Below are 20,788 nucleotides of genomic sequence, written 5' to 3' on the forward strand. Positions count from 1 at the left end.
TTCGCCCCGGACTCGCCGATCCGATCGTGGACCGAGTACCCGTATTATCCGGCCAAGGTTGCGTGACGAGCCACTAGCATCCGGGGCTGCACGCGATACCGATCTCGAACGCATCGGACGCACCCTGTCGCTACCGTCGGGTGCGAGCATCGAGTACCTCGACGCCTTCTACAACAGCCTCGACGAGGACGAACTGGCGAACCTGCACGAGACGTACAAGACATGGGAAGCCGAAGGCAACCCCGACGCGGCGCGCTGGGCCGACGGTCTCGGCAACGGTCTGCTCATCCTGTCGAATCCCGAATACGGCGGGTCGTGGGAGTCGGTGCCGCAGGACATCCGAGACACCATTCGATACGGCTACGAACCCGACCCGAACGCCGAGCACCCCGGTGAACCACTGGACCGGATGGATCGACTCGGCTCGATACTCGGCGAGGCCAACCCTCAGTATCGACCCGGAACCGAGATGGGCATCGAGATGAGCCGGGTCGCCGGATATATGGCGGGCATCCCCACCTACGCCGATCCCCACATCATTCCCACCCCCGACCCTTCCTATTACGACCACACGGCAAGCACATTCCTCGACATCGCCACCCGGAACACCGACACGTCGTATCACCTGCTCACCGGCACCGACGTCGACGGCAGCCCTGCGGACTTCAGTAGGGACGAGGTGCTCGTTCCGCTGCTCACCCGCGAATGGGCCGACGACGGAGCAACTCTGGCCGGCCTGACGGAGTGGATCGCTGCCGACGCGTTGCCCGCCGACCCGGGTGACCCCGCAGCAGTAATCCGAGCCGAACGTGCGGGCGAGGCAGCATTCGGTTTGGCCGAGGTGTTGTCTGCGCCGGAATCGGAGTGGAACTCCGACAACAACTTCAACCGTTTCCTCCATATGCCGGGTGCCTCCCGGGAAGAAACCGACCTGACCATAGGCGACGTCAATCCTGTTGCTGTCCGTTCCTTCGCGACCGCCCTGTCACCGTTCGTCGGCGACATGGTCGGTTCCGTCGACGACGCCACCGCCACCAGCGGCTTCGGTGAACTCGGCCCCGTCCCGGCGACGCGCGTATTCACCCTCATGAACACCGACCCTGCGGCAGGTGCCCTTCTCAACGGTGCAGCAATCGCGCAGGCCACCGATTTCGACCGCCGGTTCGCTCTCGAACAACTCGACGGTGTGAACAAGTACAGCTACGGAACGTATTCGGGCCGGTTGCAAAGCCTCGTCGAGGTCGGTTTGAGCAGCACCTACGAGAACGAGAAGCTGGTCGAGCAGGCGGCGATCGACAACCGGAACCAGTCCAGAGCAGACGCGTATGCCGTGGCCCAAACCCTCGTCACCGGTGCGGTGACGGCGTTGCCGGGTGGCGTGGTCACGGGTCCGCTCGTGTACTCGACAGGGGTTCTGTTGCAATCCGAAATCGTCGATGCTGAAGGGCGATACGTGGGGCATCCGTCGGGGGTCGAGGGGTTCGATTCCGAAATGTATCTGACGGAGACGGGCGCCGAAAATACTCGGAGATACAACATGCTCAATGCGTTGGTCGACGCCGGAAGAGTGGATCCAGCGGACATGCCCTTCAGCCAGGCAGAGGGTCACACCATCCCTGAACGCACCAAAGCCGATGAACACGTCCTGACGAATCAAGCTGCCAGCATCATTTCGGAAAACGGGATCGATTACGGGTCCCAGGACATGTATCTCGGATCTGCCTCGAACGGAGCGGGCGACCTCCGAAATATCGTCTATGCAGACCAGAGGGACGGCACCGACGGATTTCGCGATGTGCTCGTAAACGATGTTGTTCCGGCCGGAGGAGAAAGGTGGAACTACGGCGCATGACAACAACGTGCCCGCGGGGGAACCGGAAACTCGTTACCACTCTAGTCGTTTTCATGCTTGTCGCATGCACGTCGGAAACCGAGCCGGCACCGCAGCAATCCCCTTCCCTTCCCGTAGACGCGAGCGAATACCAAGCGCCGGAGCAGGTTCGCAACGCGACCTACGTCTGGTCGGCGGAGCCCGGAATTGATCTGCTGGATAACCGTGGAAAATTGATCCGGGCATCGCACGAATCGATGATGATCGCATTCTACGGAGGTATCGAAACAACCTACCCAGGATTCAGCAATGCGATCGATCCCAGGTATGCGCGCAGGATAAATACCATCGCTACGCGCGCGCTAGTGGGCACGATCCGAGCGCACCTTCTTCAGGTGCATCAGACAGAAAAGGGTTTCAACGCGACCGTCTGCATTCAGCCCTCACACTATGCAGTGCGAAGAGACGACGGCCAGTATCACACTGTGCATGGCTCGGCCATCGAAGAGAGAGTCGAGTTCAACCACCCCACCGCTGAGGATCGCGACCTCGCCCGGGTCCGACCCAACCTCCCACCGAGCACCACTCCCCGCCCGCCATCTCCTCCCATCGCCGACGCGACTCACCAATGGTCCGCGCCGACGGAGGACGTCTTCGCGGGCACCGAGTGGTTGATCAGTTTCGGCGCAGATCTCGGCGATGCCAAGAAACGTTGCGAAGAGTGGGGACGCAGCATCGAGCCGGGGGTGCCCGATGACGGGGCCGAGTTTCTCGTCTCCCCCACCCCACCCGAAACCCTGCCCGCCTACCCGGGCTGGTGAGCACATGAACCGAATTATTTGCGCTGCAATAGCATTCCTTGTCGGATCATCCCTACTTGCAAGCTGCACACCCGATCGAGCGCCGGCACCGGTTGCGCCCCAGACCATCATCACCGCCGAGTACGAACCACCCGGACAGGTCCGAAGTTCCACCTTCGTGTGGTCCGCAGAACCGGGAATCGACCTTGCGGATCAACGCAGCATCCTCACCCGAGCCGCGTACGAATCCATGATCATCGCCCACTACGGCGGACTCGATACCACCTATCCCGGGTTCGCCGGAGCACTCGTCCCTTCCTACGCACGCAAAGTCCCAACTGCGCTGGAAACATCCCTCGTCGGAACATTTCAGGCGCACATCCTCCAGGTGCTCGATACGGCGGCTGGGTTCAAAGCAACCGTGTGCACCCAATGGTCGAAGGTGGGCATCAGGGTCCGAGACGGCGACTATCGCATCAACCAATTTTCCGGGCAGGAGGAATTTGTCGAGTTCACCCGTGACACCGAGGAACATCGGCTCGAAGGGCAACTCCACAGGCACGACCCGGAACCACCGACACCAAGCGATCAGTACCTGACTTCTCTCCCCACCACCGAGCACCAATGGTCCGCTCCTACGGAAGATCTGTTCACCGATACCGGACTCAGAATCGACTTCGGGGGCGACTTGGGCGAAACGATGTATCGATGCGAAGCATGGGGTCGCAGCATCGAACCCAGCTTGCCGCCCTACAGAAGTTCCGAAACCATCATCTCCCCCACCCCACCCGAAACCCTCCCCGCCTACCCGGGTTGGTGAGAAAGGAACCGTGTTGACGTATCCGGAAGAACTCTCTGTCACCGTCAGGCGTGTGCAGGACACGATCGAACGGATAGTAGGCAACGGATCGGCCCACGGCATCCGTATCAACGTCACCCCGACCGGCCGCATCGTCGCCCTCGAGATCCCACCTGAGGCGTACAGCTGGTCGCCGGACGTGCTCGCGACTCGCATTACCGCCGCCCACGACCTCGCATCCGCGGACGCCGACGAGGAGGCCGCTACGCGCGCGCCGAGTTGGCCGACGACCCGCGTATCCGGCGCATCGTCTCTGGGATCGGGCAGCTGACCTCGAGGTGAACGGCCCGTAAATAACAACTGGCCGCAGCGATAAGAATCAGCTGCGGCCAGAGGTAACGAAAGAATAACTTGGGGCACCCGAAACCGTAAGCCCGTCTCAGGTGAGGTCTGTCACAAAGTGTCTCGTTGCCACACCCGGTGGGTACCGAGCAGATCGAGCACCTGCGTAACCGCCGTCTGGGGATCGTCCGCGACGACGACACCCGGTGCCGCCAGACCCTCGAGTGCCGCAGCTCCCGGACCCCACGCCGCCAGCGTTTTCTGGTGGCGGAACGTCTCGTCCACGAGGATCTGCACCCTCTTATCTGCGGGTGCAGCGGCCAGAATGACCGCGTCGAACTCGATCGAGCGGGCCGTGAGGAAGGTGCGCGAGATCGGCACGACTCCCCCGAGCATCCCGCCGTGCGGGGCGACGACCAGCGGGACGCAGTCGGCCGCGTCCACGGCCTGCACGGCCGCGAGCACCTGATCGACGTCGGTGGTGTCGTCGGCGACGATGCCGATCAACCGGCCCTGCACGGGCCACGTCTTGCCGACCTGCGCCAGCGCGGGGCTCTGCGGGAGATCGGAGACCTCGACGGTCGGCTTCGGAGCGGGCAGACCGAGACCGGCCGCCACCTTCTCGCACAACCCGGTGTCGATGTTCGCCAGGATCTGCAGCTGCCGCTCCTTGATGGACTGCTCGTAGCACTTGCCCAGCTCGAAGGTGTAGGCGTAGGCCACGTGGTCCTGCTCTATCTCCGACAGGCTCAGGTAGAACTGGCGGACCTGCGTGTAGTGGTCGTCGAACGACCGGGAGACCTCACGCTCCTTCTTCGCCGCAGGTACCTCCACCGGCAGGTCGACGAAGGCACCCTCGGTGACACCGGCCATGAACGGGCATCCCGCGTCGAGCGAGTTCGGCTTGTACGGAGCGACACCGGTGTGGACGGCGTGCTGATGGAAGCCGTCGCGGAACATGTCGTTGACGGGTGCGTGCGGACGGTTGATCGGGATCTGCCCGAAGTTCGGTCCGCCGAGTCGCGTCAGCTGGGTGTCGAGGTACGAGAACAGGCGGCCCTGCAGCAGCGGATCGTCGGTGACGTCGATGCCGGGGACGAGATGGCCCGGGTGGAAGGCGACCTGCTCGGTCTCGGCGAAGAAATTGGTGGGGTTGGCATTGAGGACCATCGTGCCGATGATCTGCACGGGCGCGAGTTCCTCGGGGACGATCTTGGTGGGATCGAGCAGGTCGATGCCTTCGAAGACCTGCTCCGGGGTGTCCGGGAAGACCTGTACGCCGAGATCCCATTCGGGGTAGGCACCGGCCTCGATCGCGTCGGCGAGGTCGCGGCGGTGGAAGTCGGGATCGAAGCCGTTGATGAGCTGGGCTTCCTCCCACACCAGCGAATGCACGCCGAGCCGCGGCTTCCAGTGGAACTTCACCAGCGCGGTATCACCCTCGGCGTTGACCACACGGAAGGTGTGGACGCCGAAGCCCTCCATCATGCGGTAGGAGCGCGGGATGCCGCGGTCGGACATGTTCCACATCGTGTGCGCCGTGGCCTCGGTGTGGAGCGAGACGAAATCCCAGAACGTGTCGTGAGCGCTCTGTGCCTGCGGGATCTCGCGATCCGGGTGCGGTTTGGCCGCGTGGACGACGTCCGGGAACTTGATGGCGTCCTGGATGAAGAACACCGGGATGTTGTTGCCGACGAGGTCGAAAGTGCCTTCCTCGGTGTAGAACTTCGTCGCGAAGCCACGAGTGTCGCGCACCGTGTCGGCCGAGCCACGGGAACCGAGCACCGTCGAGAACCGCACGAACACCGGTGTCTCCACGTCCTTCTGGAGGAACTGGGCACGCGTGATCGAGCTTGCGGCACCCGTCGCGCGGAAGACGCCGTGGGCACCGGCGCCGCGGGCGTGCACCACGCGCTCCGGGATGCGTTCGTGGTCGAAGTGGGTGATCTTCTCGCGGAAGTGATGATCCTGCAACAGGATCGGCCCGCGCCGACCGGCCTTGAGCGAGTGGTCGGTATCCGTCAGCCGCGCCCCCTGAGCCGTCGTCAGGTACTCGCCCTGCTGGGCACGGCCGCGCGGCAGATCCGCGGGAGTGCCGGTGGCCGTCCTGACCTCGGGCTCCGCCTGATCGGGCTTGGGCTCGGGCGGAGTCGTGGGCGTCGTGGGTTCCTCCACGGGTGGCACGGTGGACGAGGGAACACCGGGGATCTTCGGGGTGTCGGCGGGCATGGGAACTCCGATTCGTGTGCTGTCGTCGGGGCTGGACACGTCTTTTCCACGGCTACCCGGAAGGACGGCGGCCAAACGCGGCGGCGGGGCCGTCGGGTCAGAAGTCCTCGTCGATGCAGGCGAGCCGGTCGCCGGCCTGTCCGGCCTCACCCGGTGCGGTCTTGGTGTGCTGTGCGTGGAGCACCACCGAGTTGGCTTCGCCGTCGCGGAACTCCCAGTCGACGGTCGTGGACGCCTCGGCGTTGCCCTGCGCGTCGGTGGTGATGTCGAGCCAGATCTCGTTCTGCGGATTGGCGTAGGCGGGATCGGTGGACGGGGAGTCGGGGTTCGCCGCCGGGTCGACCCGGTTCTGGTAGTGCGGCCCCGAATCGGACGGGTTCGGCCCGCACGGCCGGGTGTGGACGTGCGCCCCGAAGTCCCGATCGGGTTGCAGACCCATCACCCTGAGGGTGACGGTGGTCCGGCCGTTCTCCTCTTCGGATTCGACGTCGAAGGTCGCGCCGACCGGCACGGCCGCTTCGTCGTAGGTGAAGGCATTGTCGTCGTCGCCTCCCTCGTTCGGGAGCCCGAAGGCGTCGCCACTCATCCCGGGCAGCGGCGTGGGCATGGAATCGGTGGTGGTGGTCGTGAGCGAAGTGGGTGGGGTCTCGACGGTGGTCTCGGTGTCGGTGGACGAGTCGTCGCTGCTGCACCCGGCAGCCACGAGCGTGGCGACGGAGAAGCCCGCGACGAGACATGCGTGACGTGTGTTCATGACTTCGACGTACCCCGAGGGGCCGTCGGCGAACCTGGCCGCAGGGGACGTGCCCGCGCCGGGGGCGCGCAGGTCCTGCCCGGCGCTACGACCCGGCCTCGCCGTCCTCGGCCTTCTGTGCCTCGACGATCGCGGCGAGATCCTCCGCGACCTTCTTCTCCACGGCGCTCTTGTTCACGCCGGCCGCCGAGAGCACGCCGTCGCCGTTCTCGAGTTCGAGGAGCGCGAGGAGGATGTGCTCGGTGCCGATGTAGTTGTGCCCGATTCGCAGGGCTTCGCGGAAGGTCAGCTCGAGGGCCTTGCGGGCACCCGCGTCGTACGGGATGAGTTCGGGGACGTCGCTCGACGGTTCGGGGAGCGTCGCCACGGCGGCCGAGCGCAGCGCCGCGAAGTCGACATCCTGGGCCGCGAGTGCGCGGGCGGCGAGCGACTCGGTGTCGACGAGCAGACCGAGAATCAGATGGACGGGCGTGATCTCGGAGCTTCCCGTGGCACGCGCTTCGTTCATCGACGCCATCACGGTGTTCTGCGCGCGCGGGGTGAATCGCGAGAACCCCTGCTCGGAGTCGAGGTCGTTGTCGCTCTTCGAGACGAACCGTTTCTGGGCTGCCTGCTTGGACACGCCCATGCTCTGCCCGATCTCGGACCACGACTTGCCGGACCGTCGGGCCTGATCGACGAAGTGGCCGATCAGGTGATCGGCGACCTCACCGAGGTGATCGGCCGCGATGACGGCATCGGAGAGTTGTTCGAGCGGATCGTCGTGGACCTTCTTGATCGCATCGATGAGGTCGTCGAGCCGGATGAGATGGGACGGCCGAATGGGTTCCATGCGTCAACTCTAAGTTGACGCATGGTTTCCGTCAACCTTGGGTTGACGATCAGGTTTGCGCGGTCGTCGTAGCGGAGAGCGAGACCTCGATGCGCGTGCCCTCGCCTCCCACCGCGAGCACGTCGCCGAAGCCCTCCACCAGCGACTCGACGAGGACGGGCAGGTCGGGGACGGCGGCGGAGTCTGCGTTGATTCCGATGCAGCAGTGGCTCGTGTGCGACATCAGCGTGATATTGACGGCCGAACCGACGGTGGGAGCGAACGGGTAGTACCTCAGCACCTCCGCACCGGCCATGTACAGCGGGATCGGGGAACCCGGGACGTTCGACGCGAGAAAGTCGATGTGCTCGAGGATCCCACCCAGCACACCGGCCGGGAGCACGTTGAGCACACCCGCGATGGCGGACGAGAGCGGCACGGCCGGTTCGTCCCGCCACGACCGGACGATCCGGTCCACCCGGTGCATCGACGCGACCGGATCGGCGACATCGAGGGGAAGAGCGAACCGCGCCAGGGTGATCCGGTTTCCTCCGATCGCGTCACTCTCGCGCCGGAGACTGATCGGCAGCGTCGCCCTCAGTTCGGCGACCTGCGCGCCGTGCCGGGAATGGTAGTGCTTCAGCCCCAACAGGATTCCGGCCAGGAAAGCGTCGTTGAGCGAGGAGTCCGCTGCCCGTCCGGCCTGCCGCAGAGCGTCGAGCGGCAGATCGAGGGCTGCGACCTCCCGGACGGTGCTGCGGCCGATCATCACCGGGGAGAGCGTCGTGAACACCGGTTGCACGAACCGGGCCGTCGAGCGGGCCGTGTCCACCACGCTGCGCAGCGCCGCGACCGGATTCGTCACCGACCTCAGACCGGAACGCACGAGCCACGGCACACCCCTCTCCACCATCTCGCCGGCCGTCGAGAGGTACCAACCCACGGAATCGGCGAGGGCCGACGCCGGAGCCGAGGTCGGCGGATCCTCGGGCAGTGGCCCGCGGTCGGTACCGTCGCGCTCGAAGTCGACCATCTCGTTCGCGATCTGAATGCCGCCGATTCCGTCGGTGAGCGAGTGGTGCACCTTGAGAACGATCGCGGCGCGACCGTCGGCGAGGCCGTCGACGATCGTCGCCTCCCAGAGGGGACGGTCCTTGTCGAAGGCCGACATCGCCGCGGCGCGCACGAGCGGGAGCACGGCGTCCAGTCCCCCGGGATGCGGGAGCGCGATGCGCCGCAGATGCCAGGACAGGTCGAAGTCGGGGTCGTCCACCCATCGCGGTGGGGTCCGCCCGAACGGGGATTCGACGAGCTTGCGGCGGAAGCTCGGCACCGCACGTGTTCCGCGCTCCATCATCCGGACGAAGCGCTCCTGGTCGGGTGACCGGTCGAGCAGAGCCACCGCGACGATCGTGGACCGCAGGACGGGGTCCTTCTCCATCCGCCACGACATCAGATCCGGCTGCGACATGTGCCGACCGTCCGCACCCATGCGCACCACCTCCCGCCTCCGGTTCTCCTCGCACGGTAACCGCCGCGATGTGCGGATACCGGCGATATCGGCCCGCGAACAGCACCGATGGGCCGGATCGAGGACCTTTCGCTCATGCTGACGCAAACCCTGGTCCCCCGCCGACGGATCGCACAGGATCGGTGACGACTTCGACGCCGTCGAAGTTCGCTCCCCATCGCCAGTACCGTGAGGAAGTCCATGCCCCGTCTACGTCGTGCCGGATCGACGGCCGTCATCGCGCTCCTTCTGGCCGCGGTCGCGGCATGTAGCTCCGGTTCCTCGGGCGACGGCCTCGCTTCCGACAGCGCGCTGCCCACGGAGATCCCGGCGGGCACCAAGCTCGTCATCGCCGACCAGGGTGAGCGACAGCTGTCCCTCCTCACCGGTTCCGGACAACTCGACGCCCTGCCGTTCGAGTACGAGTTCGCGACCTTCCAGGGCGCGCCCGCGATCCTCGAGGCCTTCCGCGCCGACGCGGTCGACGTCGCGTGGGCCGGCGAGATCATGACCGTCCAGTCGCTGGTCGCCGGTGACGACGTGCAGGTCGTCGCGGCCATGCAGACGAACAACAGCCTCAACATGGGCATCGCCCCGAACGCTTCGGACATCACGACGCTCGCGGACCTGAAGGGCAAGCGCATCGGCTACGCCGAGGGCACCTCGCAGCAGGCCTTCGTGCTCCGCGGTCTCGACAAGGCAGGCCTGTCGGTCGACGACGTCGAGCTCGTGTCGATGTCGCTGCCGGACTTCCCGGATGCACTGCGCTCCAACCAGATCGACGCCGCCCCGATGAGCGAGCCGGTCTTCTCCCGGTACATGCAGACCCCGGGTGCGACGTCGCTGCCGCGCCCCGAGATCGAGGACCTCAGCGAAGGCATCTCGTACCTCTACTCGAGCAAGAAGGCCCTGTCCGACCCGGCGACCGCCGCAGCGGTCCGCGCCTACGTCACCGCGTACATCACGTCCGTCGACTGGGCCGACAACAACCGCGACGCGTACATCGACACCTACTTCGTGAAGAGCCAGGGCCTGACGGCCGAGGCCGGCGAGCGCATCCTCGACACCTCCGGGATCACCACCTTCCCACACCTCGACGAGGAGCTCATCGCGACCCAGCAGCACACCATCGACGTCATCGATGCCGCCGGTGAACTGCCCAAGCCCGTCGACGCCGCCGACGCCTTCGATCTGCGCTTCGACGAGGTCGTCACCGAAGCGGTCGCCGAGACCGGCGCCTCCCACACCCGCAGCCGACCTTCCGAGGGGAATCCGACATGACGAACCGCCAACTCAACCTCAACGCCTTCATCTACCCGACCGGCCACCACGAGGCCTCGTGGCGCCATTCCGGCAGCGTGCCCGAGCGTCTCTACGACGTCACCTACTTCCAGGAACTCGCCCGCCTCGCGGAGAGCGCGAAACTCGACGCGGTGTTCTTCGCCGACGGTCCGGCTCTGCGCACCGAGGTGAAATACCGTCCGGACTACGGCCTCGAACCGATCACCACGCTCGCCGCGATGGCCACGGTCACCACGCATCTCGGGCTGATCGCCACGGCGTCGACCACCTACTGCGAGCCCTACAACCTCGCCCGGTTGTTCTCCTCGCTCGATCACATCTCCGGTGGCCGCGCCGCCTGGAACATCGTCACCACCGCGACCGACGCAGCGGCAGCGAACTTCGGGTACACCGAACACCCCGACGTGCACGAACGATACGCCCGGGCACGCGAATTCGTCGACGCCGCGATCAAGCTGTGGGATTCGTGGGAGGACGACGCACTCGTCCTCGACAAGACCGCCGGCGTCTACGCCGACCCGGACAAGATCCACCGCATCGACGTCGAGGGTGACTACGTCAAGGTGCGCGGCCCGTTCGGTTCGGCCCGCTCGCCGCAAGGGCGCCCGGTGCTCGTGCAGGCCGGATCCTCCAACGACGGCCGCGATTTCGCGTCGACCTACGCCGAGGCGATCTTCACCGCGCACCAGTGCATCGAGGACGCCCAGGCCTTCTACACCGACATCAAGACCCGCGCAGCAGCATTCGGACGCAACCCCGATCACGTGAAGATCCTTCCCGGCCTGAGCCCGTTCATCGGCGCAACCGAGGCCGAAGCGAAGGAACTGCATCGCGAGTTCAACGAACTCACCATCGTCGAATACGGTCTCGGGCAGCTCCAGAAGATGGGCCGCATCGACGTGTCCCGGCTCGAGTTGGACGAGAAGGTGCCGGTCGAATTGTTCGCCGGCGCAGGCGACATCACCGACAACAACAACAGCCGCCGCCTGGTCTTCGCGAAGATCGTCGAGCGCGAACAGCCGACCCTGCGTCAGCTGCTGCACAAGCTCGCCGGCGCACGCGGCCACAACGTCGTCGCGGGCACGCCGGTGCAGATCGCCGACATCATCGAGGAGTGGTTCACCAACGGCGCCGCCGACGGCTTCAACATCATGCCGCCGCAGTACCCGCAGGGCCTCGAGGCGTTCGCTTCCCAGGTGGTGCCGATCCTGCAGGAGCGCAGCCTGTTCCGGACCGAGTACACCGGCACCACCCTGCGCGACCACTACGGCTTGCCGCGTCCGGAGAGCCAGTACGCACACGAACTCGCCCTGTCCGGTGCCACCGGTGATTTCGCACCGGGCGGCGCCACCGGCGACTTCGCACTGTCCGGCGTCTGATCGAACCGACGAAAGGACTGGAGCCATGAGCGTCTCCGTCGAACCCCGGCGTTTCGGCAGTGGCCTGGCCGGTGACGCCGACACCGACCAGAAGCCCGACTCCGGCGCGACGGCCGACCTGTCGCCGCGCACGACCCGCAGCCGCCTCGCTCCCGGCAAGCCGATCAAGTTCGGCCTGGCGATCGGCCCGGCGCTGCTGCTGGTGGCATGGATCGTCACCTCGGCCACCGGGGTACTCGATCCGAAGACCCTCTCGGCGCCGTGGACGGTCGTCACCACCGCATGGGAACTGATCGGCGACGGGCGACTGCAGTCGAACCTGTGGACCTCCGTCCAGCGCGCCCTGATCGGCGGGGTCATCGGCGTCGTCCTCGGACTGGTGCTCGCACTGGCCGCCGGCCTGTCGCGCATCGGTGAGGCGCTGATCGACGGACCGGTGCAGATCAAGCGCTCCATCCCCACCCTGGCCTTGATGCCGCTGGCGATCCTGTGGTTCGGCATCGGCGAGGAGATGAAGATCCTGCTCATCGCCCTGTCGGTCTTCGTCCCCGTCTACATCAACACCTACTCGGCGCTGCGCGGCATCGACGCCCCTTACGTCGAACTGGCCGAGACGCTGGATCTGTCCCGCGCCCAGTTCGTCCGGCGCATCGCCCTGCCGGGGGCGCTGCCCGGTTTCTTCACCGGCCTGCGCCTGGCGGTGACCATCTCGTGGCTGGCCCTGGTGGTCGTCGAGCAGGTCAACGCTTCGAGCGGTATCGGCTACCTGATGTACCAGGCCCGCAATTACGGCATGACCGAGATCATCATCGTCGGACTGGTGGTCTACGCGATCCTCGGATTCGGCAGCGACCTGCTGGTCCGTGCGGCAGAGAGGAAGGCGCTGGCATGGCGCAGGACGATCGGCAGCTGACCGTACGCACCCGGGGACTGAGCCGCGGCTTCGACGGACGCGCGGTGCTGAACAACATCGACCTCGAGATCGCCCCCGGCGAGTTCGTGGCACTGCTCGGCCGCAGCGGCTCGGGCAAGAGCACCCTGTTGCGTGCCCTGGCCGAACTCGACCACGGCGTGCCCGGTTCTGGCACCCTCGAGGTGCCGCAGAAGCGGGCGGTGGTCTTCCAGGACTCGCGACTGCTGCCCTGGGCGCGGGTGCTCGACAACGTGATCCTCGGCCTCGACGGCGACGACGCCGCCGAGCGCGGCCGCACGGCCCTGGCGGAGGTCGGGCTCGCCGGACGCGAGAAGGCCTGGCCCACCGAGCTGTCCGGGGGTGAACAGCAGCGGGTGTCGCTGGCGCGGTCGCTCGTGCGCGAACCCGAACTGTTGCTCGCCGACGAACCGTTCGGTGCCCTCGACGCACTGACGAAGATCAGGATGCACGGACTGCTGCAGGAACTGTGCGCCAAGCACCGGCCCGCGGTCCTGCTCGTCACCCACGACGTGGACGAGGCCATCGCTCTCGCCGACCGCGTGCTCGTGCTCGACCACGGCTCGTTCGCCGTCGAACTGACCATCGACCTGCCGCATCCGCGAGCCGATCACGTCGTCGAGATCGCGGAGTACCGCCGCACCCTGCTCGAGGCACTGGGGGTCGAGGTCGCCGTCTGAGCGATCCACGCTGTCTCCGATGGAGCGACCCCCCGCTCCGTCTCCGTCCGAGCGATCCGCTCCGGAGCGATCGATGAGAGAGAATCGAATCGTCGCTCCGGAGTCGCCGACGGGAGATGCATCGTGTGTGGACGCTATGCCAGCACCAGTACCCGTGGGGATCTGCTCGCGGCCTACGACGCCGTCGAGGCAGTGGGTGAGGAACTGCCCCCGTCGTACAACATCGCCCCCACCCAGCGCGTGAACGTCGTGCTCGAGCGGGCGCCACGCGAGGACCCGGATGCCGAGCCGATCCGCATCGTGTCCTCGCAGATCAAGTGGGGGCTCGTGCCGTTCTGGGCGAAGGACCCGAAGATCGGGTCGCGGATGATCAACGCCCGGTCCGAGACCATCACCCAGAAGCCGGCCTTCAAGGCGGCCGCGGCGAAGCGGCGGTGCGTGCTGCCGGCCGACGGATACTACGAGTGGATGAAGGGTGAGGACGGGAAGAAGATCCCGTTCTTTCTGCACGCGGACGGGCCGATCTCGATGGCCGGGCTCTACGAGCTGTGGCCGGACCCGGAGCTGCCGGAGGACCATCCCGACCGCTGGTTGTGGACGTGCACCGTGCTGACCCGTCCGGCGACCGACGCCGCCGGGCACATCCACGAACGGTCGCCGGTGATCCTGCCCGACACCTTCGTCGATCCGTGGCTCGATCCCGACCTGAAGAACCGCGACGACGTCGACGCCCTGCTGAATTCGATTCCCGAACCGACCCTCGAACCGTACGAGGTGAGCACAGCGGTCAATTCGCCGCGGAACAACAACCCCGACCTGCTGCGTCCTGTCGATTCGTGATATTTCGGCCGTATGGCGTTCCCCACGTCGGACCGGAACGAATATCGGAATTGACTAAAGTTGCCGGGTGCGACAATCACGGCTGACTCCGACCGGTTCGACGACGCCTCCGTTCCTCACCGGATCTCGCGGTACCGCCGTCGCGGTGATCGCGTCGCTCGTCTCCGCGGGTGTGCTCATCGCGATCCTCGTCAGAAGCGAACTCATCGACTTCCTGGTCTACCGGATGGGCGCGCGGGTCCTGCTCGACGGCGCCGACATCTACGGACAGATGCCTCCGGTGACCGATGACTTCGCGTTGCCGTTCACCTACCCGCCGCTGTCGGCGATGCTCTTCGCTCCCCTGGCGCTGATCCCCGTGACGTTCGGCAAGATCGTCTTCACCCTCGTCTCGGTCGCCGCGCTCGTCGTCACCCTACGGGTCGTGCTGGACCGGCTCCGTCCGGACTTCGAGGCGCGGACGGCGTGGATCGTCACCGCGGTCGCGGTCGCCGGAGCACTGTTGCTCGAACCCGTGCGTGAGACGATCTCATTCGGGCAGATCAACCTCGTCCTGATGGCGCTCGTCGCCCTCGACGTCCTGGTGAAGACCCCGAAGTGGCCGCGCGGAATGCTGATCGGACTGGCCGCCGCCGTCAAGCTCACGCCCATCGCGTTCCTGCTGCTGTTCCTGCTGCGGCGCGACCGGCGGACCAGTGCCACCATCATCGCGTCGACCTTCGGGTTCACCGCCCTCGCATTCGCCGTGATGCCCGCGACCTCCGCGAAGTACTGGCTGGACACCCTGCCCGACACCGGCCGGATCGGCGCGGCGTACTTCGCCACCAACCAGTCCTTCAAGGCCGTGATCTCCCGCTTCGGGCCGCCCGAACTCATGGCTTCCGTGCTGTGGCTGCTGGCCGTCGCGGTGATGCTGCTGGTCGCGGTGGTGGCCATCCGCCGTGCCCTCGAGCAGGGCGATCTCGTGCTCGCCCTGTTCGCGAACGCGACGGCCGTGCTGCTGGCGTCGCCGGTGTCGTGGTCGCACCACTGGGTGTGGGTCGCGCCGGCACTGCTGGCCCTCGCACTAGCGGCGTGGCGCGCAACCGATGCCCAGAGACTCACTGCGATCGCCGTCGGCGTCGCGCTCGTTTTCCTGATCGGCCCGCACCACCTGTTCCCCACGGGAGGCGATCTCGAACTCGGCTGGGCCGCATGGCAGCACCTGCTCGGCACGCTCTACGTCACGGCCGGATTCGGATTCCTGCTCTGGCTCGCCTTCGGTCGGCGGACCGATCCGGACTCCGCCTCACCGAAACAACTGCCGAACGCGGAGACCGCGAGTTGATCGTGTAGACGGTGCGCCGGTTGTCGGGCATCCGGGTTGTTGTTCGCGAAAGGCCGACGAGAACCCGGAAAGAACGTAATAGTGAGAGGATGTCGCCGCCGCACAGGACGGTCGACAGCTCGATTACGAGAAAGCCCATCAACTGCATCCGAGGGGAGAACACCGTGACCGATGTTTCGTCGCAGGGCCCGGCCCGGAGAGACGACCGACGTGTGTTGACGAACCGCCAGGGCCATCCCGTATACGACAACCAGAATCAGAGGACGGTGGGCCCACGCGGACCCGCGACGCTGGAGAACTATCAGTTCCTCGAAAAGATCAGCCATTTCGATCGAGAACGCATTCCGGAAAGAGTGGTGCACGCGCGCGGTTTCGTCGCCTACGGATATTTCGAAGCCACCGGGAAATGGGGCGATGAACCCATCACGAACTACACGCGCGCGAAACTCTTCGCCGAGCCGGGGAAGCGGACCGACGTCGCCATCCGGCTCTCCACGGTCATCGGTGGACGCGACTCGTCGGAAACCGCCCGCGATCCGCGAGGTTTCGCGGTCAAGTTCTACACCGAGGACGGTAACTGGGATCTTGTCGGAAACAACCTCGCGGTCTTCTTCATTCGCGACGCGATCAAGTTCCCCGACGTCATCCATTCGCTGAAGCCCGACCCCGTCACTTTCCGGCAGGAACCCGCACGCATCTTCGACTTCATGTCGCAGACCCCCGAAGCAATGCACATGCTGGTGAATCTGTTCAGTCCCCGGGGCATTCCGGCCAACTACCGGACTCAGCAGGGCTTCGGGGTCAACACCTACAAGTGGGTCAACGCCGAGGGCGTGACACACCTCGTGAAATACCATTGGATTCCGAAGATCGGTGTCAAGAGCCTGACCGAGGACGACGCGGCGGCCATTCAGGCGCACGATCTCGGGCATGCCAGCAAGGACATGTACGAGGCCATCGAGCGCGGTGACCATCCCGAATGGGAACTGCGCGTACAGATGATGAGCGACGACGACCATCCGGAGTTGAACTTCGACCCCCTGGACGACACGAAGGTCTGGCCGGAGAACGAATTCCCCGCCATGCCGGTCGGCAGGATGGTGATCGACCGCAACGTCGAGAATCACTTCCTCGAGAACGAACAGATCTCCTTCGGCACCGGCGTCCTCGTCGACGGACTCGACTTCTCCGACGACAAGATGCTCGTGGGACGCACGTTCTCCTATTCCGACACGCAGCGTTACCGGGTGGGTCCCAACTACCTGCAACTTCCGGTCAACTCGGCGAAGAACGCCCACGTGGCCACCAATCAGCAGGGCGGACCGATGGCATACGGCGTCGACGATGTCGGCGACAACCCGCACGTGAACTACGAACCGTCCATCACCGGCGGTCTGCGCGAGGCCGAGTTCCCGACCCACGACGATCAGGGGCCGGAGATCCGGGGTCGTCTCACGCGCAAACGTATTCCGCGTACCAACGACTACGAGCAGGCCGGTCAGCGCTACCAGCTCATGGAACAGTGGGAGAAGGACGACCTGGTGAAGAACCTCGTCGACGGTATCGGGCAGGCCGTCCGCGACGTGCAGGAGCGGATGGTGTGGCACTTCTTCATGTGCGACGACGAGCTCGGACAACGCGTCGGCGACGGACTCGGTATCAGTGCCGACGACGTACGGGATCTACCTCCGTTGCAGAGCCAGACCCTCGACGAGGACGAACTGCAACGCGCAGCGAATCTCGGCAAGAACGGTCCCCGTGATGTGACCGGATTACAGATGACGCATTGCGTGCCCAACGAGCGCGAGGTCCACGCGTCCTCGTAGCGTCCGTCCGTCTCGGCCCGGTGGGCAGTCACTTGTCGAAGTGGCTGCCCACCGGTCGTTCTCCGGAACCGTTCTCAGGCGGTGACGTCGACGACCACCCGGCCGCGCACCTTGCCCGCGAGGATCTCCTCGGCTAGTCGCGGGACGTCCGAGAGCGGTTCGACCCGCGACAGCGAATCCAGGGCGCTCGCAGGCAGATCGCGGGCGAGACGATCCCACGCCGACCGGCGCAGCGGAGCCGGCGCCATCACCGAGTCGACGCCCAGCAAGGCGACGCCGCGCAGGATGTGCGGCATCACCGTGGCATCAGGCATCGACGGCGACTCCGTGAGACCGCACGCGGCGACGGCACCGCCGTAGCGAATCTGCGACAGCACGTTCACGAGCGTCGAACCGCCCACCGCGTCCACCGCGGCATCCCAGCGTTCCTTGCCCAGGGGCCGGCCCTTGCCCTGCAGTTCGGCGCGGTCGACGAACGACGACGCACCGAGTTCGCTCAGGAAGTCGTGGGTCTCGGGACGGCCGGTCGCGGCGACGACCGTGTGTCCCGCGGCAGCGGCGAGGGCGACGGCGATCGACCCGACGCCACCGGCCGCGCCGGTGACGAGCAGTTCCGCGTCCGATGCGATCCCGTACCGCTCGAGCGCGTCGAGGCACAGGGCGGACGTGTAGCCGGCGGTGCCGATGGCCATGGCGTCGCGGGTGGAGAAGGCGTCAGGGATGCGGACGAGCCATTCGGGCTTCACACGCTGGCGCCGGGTGTACCCGCCCGATTGCGTCTCGGACAGACCCCAGCCGTTGACGACGACGCGGTCGCCCGGCTTCCAGTCGGGGTTGCTGCTCTCGAGGACGGTCCCGGCGAGATCGGCTCCGGCGACCAGCGGGGTACGTCGCGCCATCTTCTGCGGTCCCGCGATCACGAGACCGTCCTTGTAGTTCAGCGAGGAGTACTCGACCTCGACGAGGACGTCGTGGTCGGGAAGGTCGGTGTCGGTCAGTTCGCGGAACTGTGCCACCTGGTCGTCGTCGGTGTCGTCGACGACCAGGGCACGGAAGGAGGACGGCTGTGTCATGGATCCGATCCTGACAGGCCGTCCTCCTCGCTGCAGCCGAAAGCGGTCAGGCCGCGTGTGCGCGGAACCGTCGCAGTCGCAGGCTGTTGGAGACCACGAACACCGACGAGAACGCCATCGCCGCACCGGCGAGCATCGGGTTGAGCAGGCCCGCGGCCGCCAGCGGCAGTGCCGCGACGTTGTACGCGAACGCCCAGAACAGGTTGCCCTTGATCGTCGTCAGCGTGCGGCGCGACAACCGGATGGCGTCGACCGCGACCATCAGGTCGCCGCGGACCAACGTCAGATCGCTCGCCTCGATCGCCACGTCGGTGCCCGTGCCCATCGCCAGACCCAGGTCGGCCCGGGCGAGCGCCGCGGCGTCGTTGACACCGTCGCCGACCATCGCGACCACCGCACCCTCGCGCTGGAGTCGCTCGACCACATCGACCTTGTCGGTGGGCAGCACGTCGGCGATCACGTCGGCCTCGTCGATGCCGACCTCGGCCGCCACGGTGTGCGCGACGGCGGCGTTGTCACCGGTGAGCAGGATCGGACGCAGACCGAGTTCCCGCAGTTCGGCGACGGCCTTCGTAGAGGTCGGCTTGACCGCGTCCGCCACGACCACGATGCCGCGCGCCTTACCGTCCCAGCCGACGGCGATGGCCGTGCCACCGGACTTCTGGGCCTGCTCGAACGCCTGCTGCAACTTCTCGGAGAGATGCTGCGACCAGTCGGCCAGCAACTTCGGGCGTCCCACCAGCACGGCGCGGCTCGTGTCGCCGTCGACGAGCACTCCCTGAACGCCGAGACCCTCGACGTTCGTGAAGTCCTCGACCTCGGGCAGACCGCCGAACCTGTCCGCCGCCGCATCGCTGACGGCACGTGCGATCGGGTGTTCCGACGCCGACTCGAGTGCCCCGGCGTACCGCAGCACCTCGTCGGCGTTCTCACCGTCGTCGGCGACGACCTCGCGCAGGGTCATCCGGCCGGTGGTGACCGTACCGGTCTTGTCGAGGACCACGGTGTCGACCGAACGGGTCGACTCGAGGACCTCGGGTCCCTTGATGAGGATGCCGAGCTGAGCGCCGCGACCGGTACCGACCATCAGCGCGGTCGGGGTGGCCAGGCCGAGGGCGCAGGGGCAGGCGATGATCAGCACGGCGACCGCCGCGGTGAAGGCCGCCGCGGGCCCGTTGCCGGTGCCGAGCCAGAAACCGAGGGTGCCGGCCGCGATCAGCAGGACGATCGGCACGAAGATGCCGGAGATCCGGTCGGCCAGACGCTGCACCTGAGCCTTGCCGTTCTGGGCGTCCTCCACCAGCTTCGCCATCTGCGCGAGCTGGGTGTCGGAGCCCACGCGGGTCGCGCGCACCACAAGTCGTCCACCGACGTCGACCGTTCCGCCGACGACACTGTCGCCCACACCGACCTCGACGGGAACCGATTCACCGGTCAGCATCGACGCGTCGACCGCCGACGTGCCCCGTTCGATCACACCGTCGGTGGCGATCTTCTCGCCCGGGCGCACGACGAATAGATCTCCGACCGCCAACTGCTCCAACGGAATTCGGGTCTCGGTGGTCCCGTCCGGTCCGAGGACCGCGACGTCCTTGGCTCCGAGTTCGAGCAGGGCACGCAGGGCGGCGCCGGCACGTCGCTTCGACCGTTGCTCGAAGTAGCGCCCGGCGAGGATGAACGTCGTGACACCGGCCGCGGCCTCGAGATAGATGTTGCCGCTGCCGTCGCCCCGCGCGATGGTGAATTCGAACGGGTGGACCATCCCCGGTTCACCCGCCGTTCCCCAGAACAGGGCGTAGACCGACCACCCTAGGGCGGCAAGGGTTCCCAGCGACACGAGCGTGTCCATGGTGGACGTGCCATGACGCAGGTTGATCCACGCCGCCCGATGGAAGGGCCAGGCACCCCACACCACCACCGGTGCGGCGAGGGTGAGCGAGAGCCACTGCCAGTTGGTGAACTGCAGGGCCGGGATCATCGCCATCGCGATCACCGGCACCGTCAGGATCGCCGAAACGACGAGCCTGTGACGAAGCGGCGCAACGGGATCGGATTCGGGCACGTCACCGGTCCGGCCGGTCGCCTGCGCGGACGGCGGCGGCAGTGCGGCGCCGTAGCCGGCCTGTTCGACGACCGTGACGAGATCCTCGGGTGTCACGTCGTCGGGGTAGCTGACCTTCGCCTTCTCCGTGGCGTAGTTGACGGTCGCGGTGACGCCGTCGAGCTTGTTGAGCTTGCGCTCGATGCGATTGGCGCAGGATGCGCAGGTCATGCCGGTGATGGCGAGCTCGATCGATTCGGCGGCGACCGGCTGACTCTGCGTGGTCATGTGCGTCTCCTCGGAAGAATGGGCC

Annotated in this window: 17 protein-coding genes; 11 read left to right on the forward strand and 6 right to left on the reverse strand. The window is 66.3% G+C overall.

Annotation, left to right across the window (positions count from 1 at the left end):
• Nucleotides 1-58: 58 nt before the first annotated feature.
• The 4 genes from A5767_RS15535 (at nt 59) to A5767_RS15550 (ending at nt 3,761) form a co-directional block, all read left to right on the forward strand.
• On the forward strand, nt 59-1,852 hold the full coding sequence (locus tag A5767_RS15535; protein WP_442978765.1) for a TPR repeat region-containing protein: 1,794 nt from the start codon (nt 59-61) through the stop codon (nt 1,850-1,852).
• 53 nt (nt 1,853-1,905) lie between these two features.
• Complete coding sequence (locus A5767_RS15540) at nt 1,906-2,652, forward strand: hypothetical protein (RefSeq protein ID WP_231913201.1); 747 nt, start codon at nt 1,906-1,908, stop codon at nt 2,650-2,652.
• A 157-nt stretch (nt 2,653-2,809) separates the two neighbouring features.
• Entirely contained in the window at nt 2,810-3,451 is a 642-nt protein-coding gene (locus tag A5767_RS15545) for a hypothetical protein (RefSeq protein ID WP_024102585.1), read from the forward strand.
• 52 nt (nt 3,452-3,503) lie between these two features.
• Complete coding sequence (locus tag A5767_RS15550; RefSeq protein WP_064852639.1) at nt 3,504-3,761, forward strand: hypothetical protein; 258 nt, start codon at nt 3,504-3,506, stop codon at nt 3,759-3,761.
• Between the two features lie 122 nt (nt 3,762-3,883).
• On the opposite strand, the gene A5767_RS15555 is transcribed toward A5767_RS15550, so the two are convergent.
• The 4 genes from A5767_RS15555 to A5767_RS15570 form a co-directional block, all read right to left on the reverse strand.
• Nucleotides 3,884-6,001, reverse strand: a complete 2,118-nt coding sequence (locus A5767_RS15555) for a catalase (protein WP_019290428.1) — start codon at nt 5,999-6,001, stop codon at nt 3,884-3,886.
• A 97-nt stretch (nt 6,002-6,098) separates the two neighbouring features.
• Nucleotides 6,099-6,755 (reverse strand): superoxide dismutase family protein, encoded by a 657-nt coding sequence (locus A5767_RS15560; RefSeq protein ID WP_033098111.1) that lies wholly within the window; start codon nt 6,753-6,755, stop codon nt 6,099-6,101.
• Nucleotides 6,756-6,840: 85 nt separating this feature from the next.
• Nucleotides 6,841-7,587 (reverse strand): Clp protease N-terminal domain-containing protein, encoded by a 747-nt coding sequence (locus tag A5767_RS15565; RefSeq protein ID WP_064852640.1) that lies wholly within the window; start codon nt 7,585-7,587, stop codon nt 6,841-6,843.
• 49 nt (nt 7,588-7,636) lie between these two features.
• Nucleotides 7,637-9,058, reverse strand: a complete 1,422-nt coding sequence (locus A5767_RS15570) for a wax ester/triacylglycerol synthase domain-containing protein (RefSeq protein ID WP_064852641.1) — start codon at nt 9,056-9,058, stop codon at nt 7,637-7,639.
• A gap of 219 nt (nt 9,059-9,277) precedes the next feature.
• On the opposite strand from A5767_RS15570, the gene A5767_RS15575 reads away from it, so the two are divergent.
• The 7 genes from A5767_RS15575 to A5767_RS15605 all read left to right on the forward strand — a co-directional run bounded on the left by A5767_RS15575 (nt 9,278) and on the right by A5767_RS15605 (nt 17,361).
• Nucleotides 9,278-10,357, forward strand: a complete 1,080-nt coding sequence (locus A5767_RS15575; protein ID WP_064852704.1) for an ABC transporter substrate-binding protein — start codon at nt 9,278-9,280, stop codon at nt 10,355-10,357.
• Nucleotides 10,354-11,757, forward strand: a complete 1,404-nt coding sequence (locus A5767_RS15580; RefSeq protein WP_064852642.1) for an LLM class flavin-dependent oxidoreductase — start codon at nt 10,354-10,356, stop codon at nt 11,755-11,757. The genes A5767_RS15575 and A5767_RS15580 overlap by 4 nt, the downstream gene beginning before the upstream one ends.
• A 25-nt stretch (nt 11,758-11,782) precedes the next feature.
• Entirely contained in the window at nt 11,783-12,670 is an 888-nt protein-coding gene (locus A5767_RS15585) for an ABC transporter permease (protein WP_064852643.1), read from the forward strand.
• On the forward strand, nt 12,646-13,368 hold the full coding sequence (locus tag A5767_RS15590; RefSeq protein WP_019290435.1) for an ABC transporter ATP-binding protein: 723 nt from the start codon (nt 12,646-12,648) through the stop codon (nt 13,366-13,368). The genes A5767_RS15585 and A5767_RS15590 overlap by 25 nt, the downstream gene beginning before the upstream one ends.
• A 123-nt stretch (nt 13,369-13,491) precedes the next feature.
• Nucleotides 13,492-14,208, forward strand: a complete 717-nt coding sequence (locus tag A5767_RS15595) for an SOS response-associated peptidase (protein ID WP_019290436.1) — start codon at nt 13,492-13,494, stop codon at nt 14,206-14,208.
• 67 nt (nt 14,209-14,275) lie between these two features.
• Nucleotides 14,276-15,535, forward strand: a complete 1,260-nt coding sequence (locus A5767_RS15600) for a glycosyltransferase 87 family protein (RefSeq protein WP_041803504.1) — start codon at nt 14,276-14,278, stop codon at nt 15,533-15,535.
• Nucleotides 15,536-15,699: 164 nt separating this feature from the next.
• The gene (locus A5767_RS15605) at nt 15,700-17,361 is read left to right on the forward strand and encodes a catalase (protein WP_006553313.1); all 1,662 of its coding nucleotides are present in this window, start codon (nt 15,700-15,702) and stop codon (nt 17,359-17,361) included.
• A 74-nt stretch (nt 17,362-17,435) separates the two neighbouring features.
• Here A5767_RS15605 and A5767_RS15610 read toward each other — a convergent pair whose 3' ends face one another.
• Together A5767_RS15610 and A5767_RS15615 are read right to left on the reverse strand one after the other, a co-directional pair.
• Nucleotides 17,436-18,434 (reverse strand): MDR family oxidoreductase, encoded by a 999-nt coding sequence (locus tag A5767_RS15610; protein ID WP_059382002.1) that lies wholly within the window; start codon nt 18,432-18,434, stop codon nt 17,436-17,438.
• Between the two features lie 46 nt (nt 18,435-18,480).
• Nucleotides 18,481-20,763 carry a heavy metal translocating P-type ATPase gene (locus tag A5767_RS15615; protein WP_064852644.1) on the reverse strand — a complete coding sequence of 761 codons (2,283 nt, stop codon included), beginning with the start codon at nt 20,761-20,763 and terminating at the stop codon, nt 18,481-18,483.
• Nucleotides 20,764-20,788: the final 25 nt, after the last annotated feature.

The sequence above is a fragment of the Rhodococcus sp. 852002-51564_SCH6189132-a genome (assembly GCF_001665495.1).
In the GTDB taxonomy this organism is placed as follows: domain Bacteria; phylum Actinomycetota; class Actinomycetes; order Mycobacteriales; family Mycobacteriaceae; genus Rhodococcus; species Rhodococcus pyridinivorans.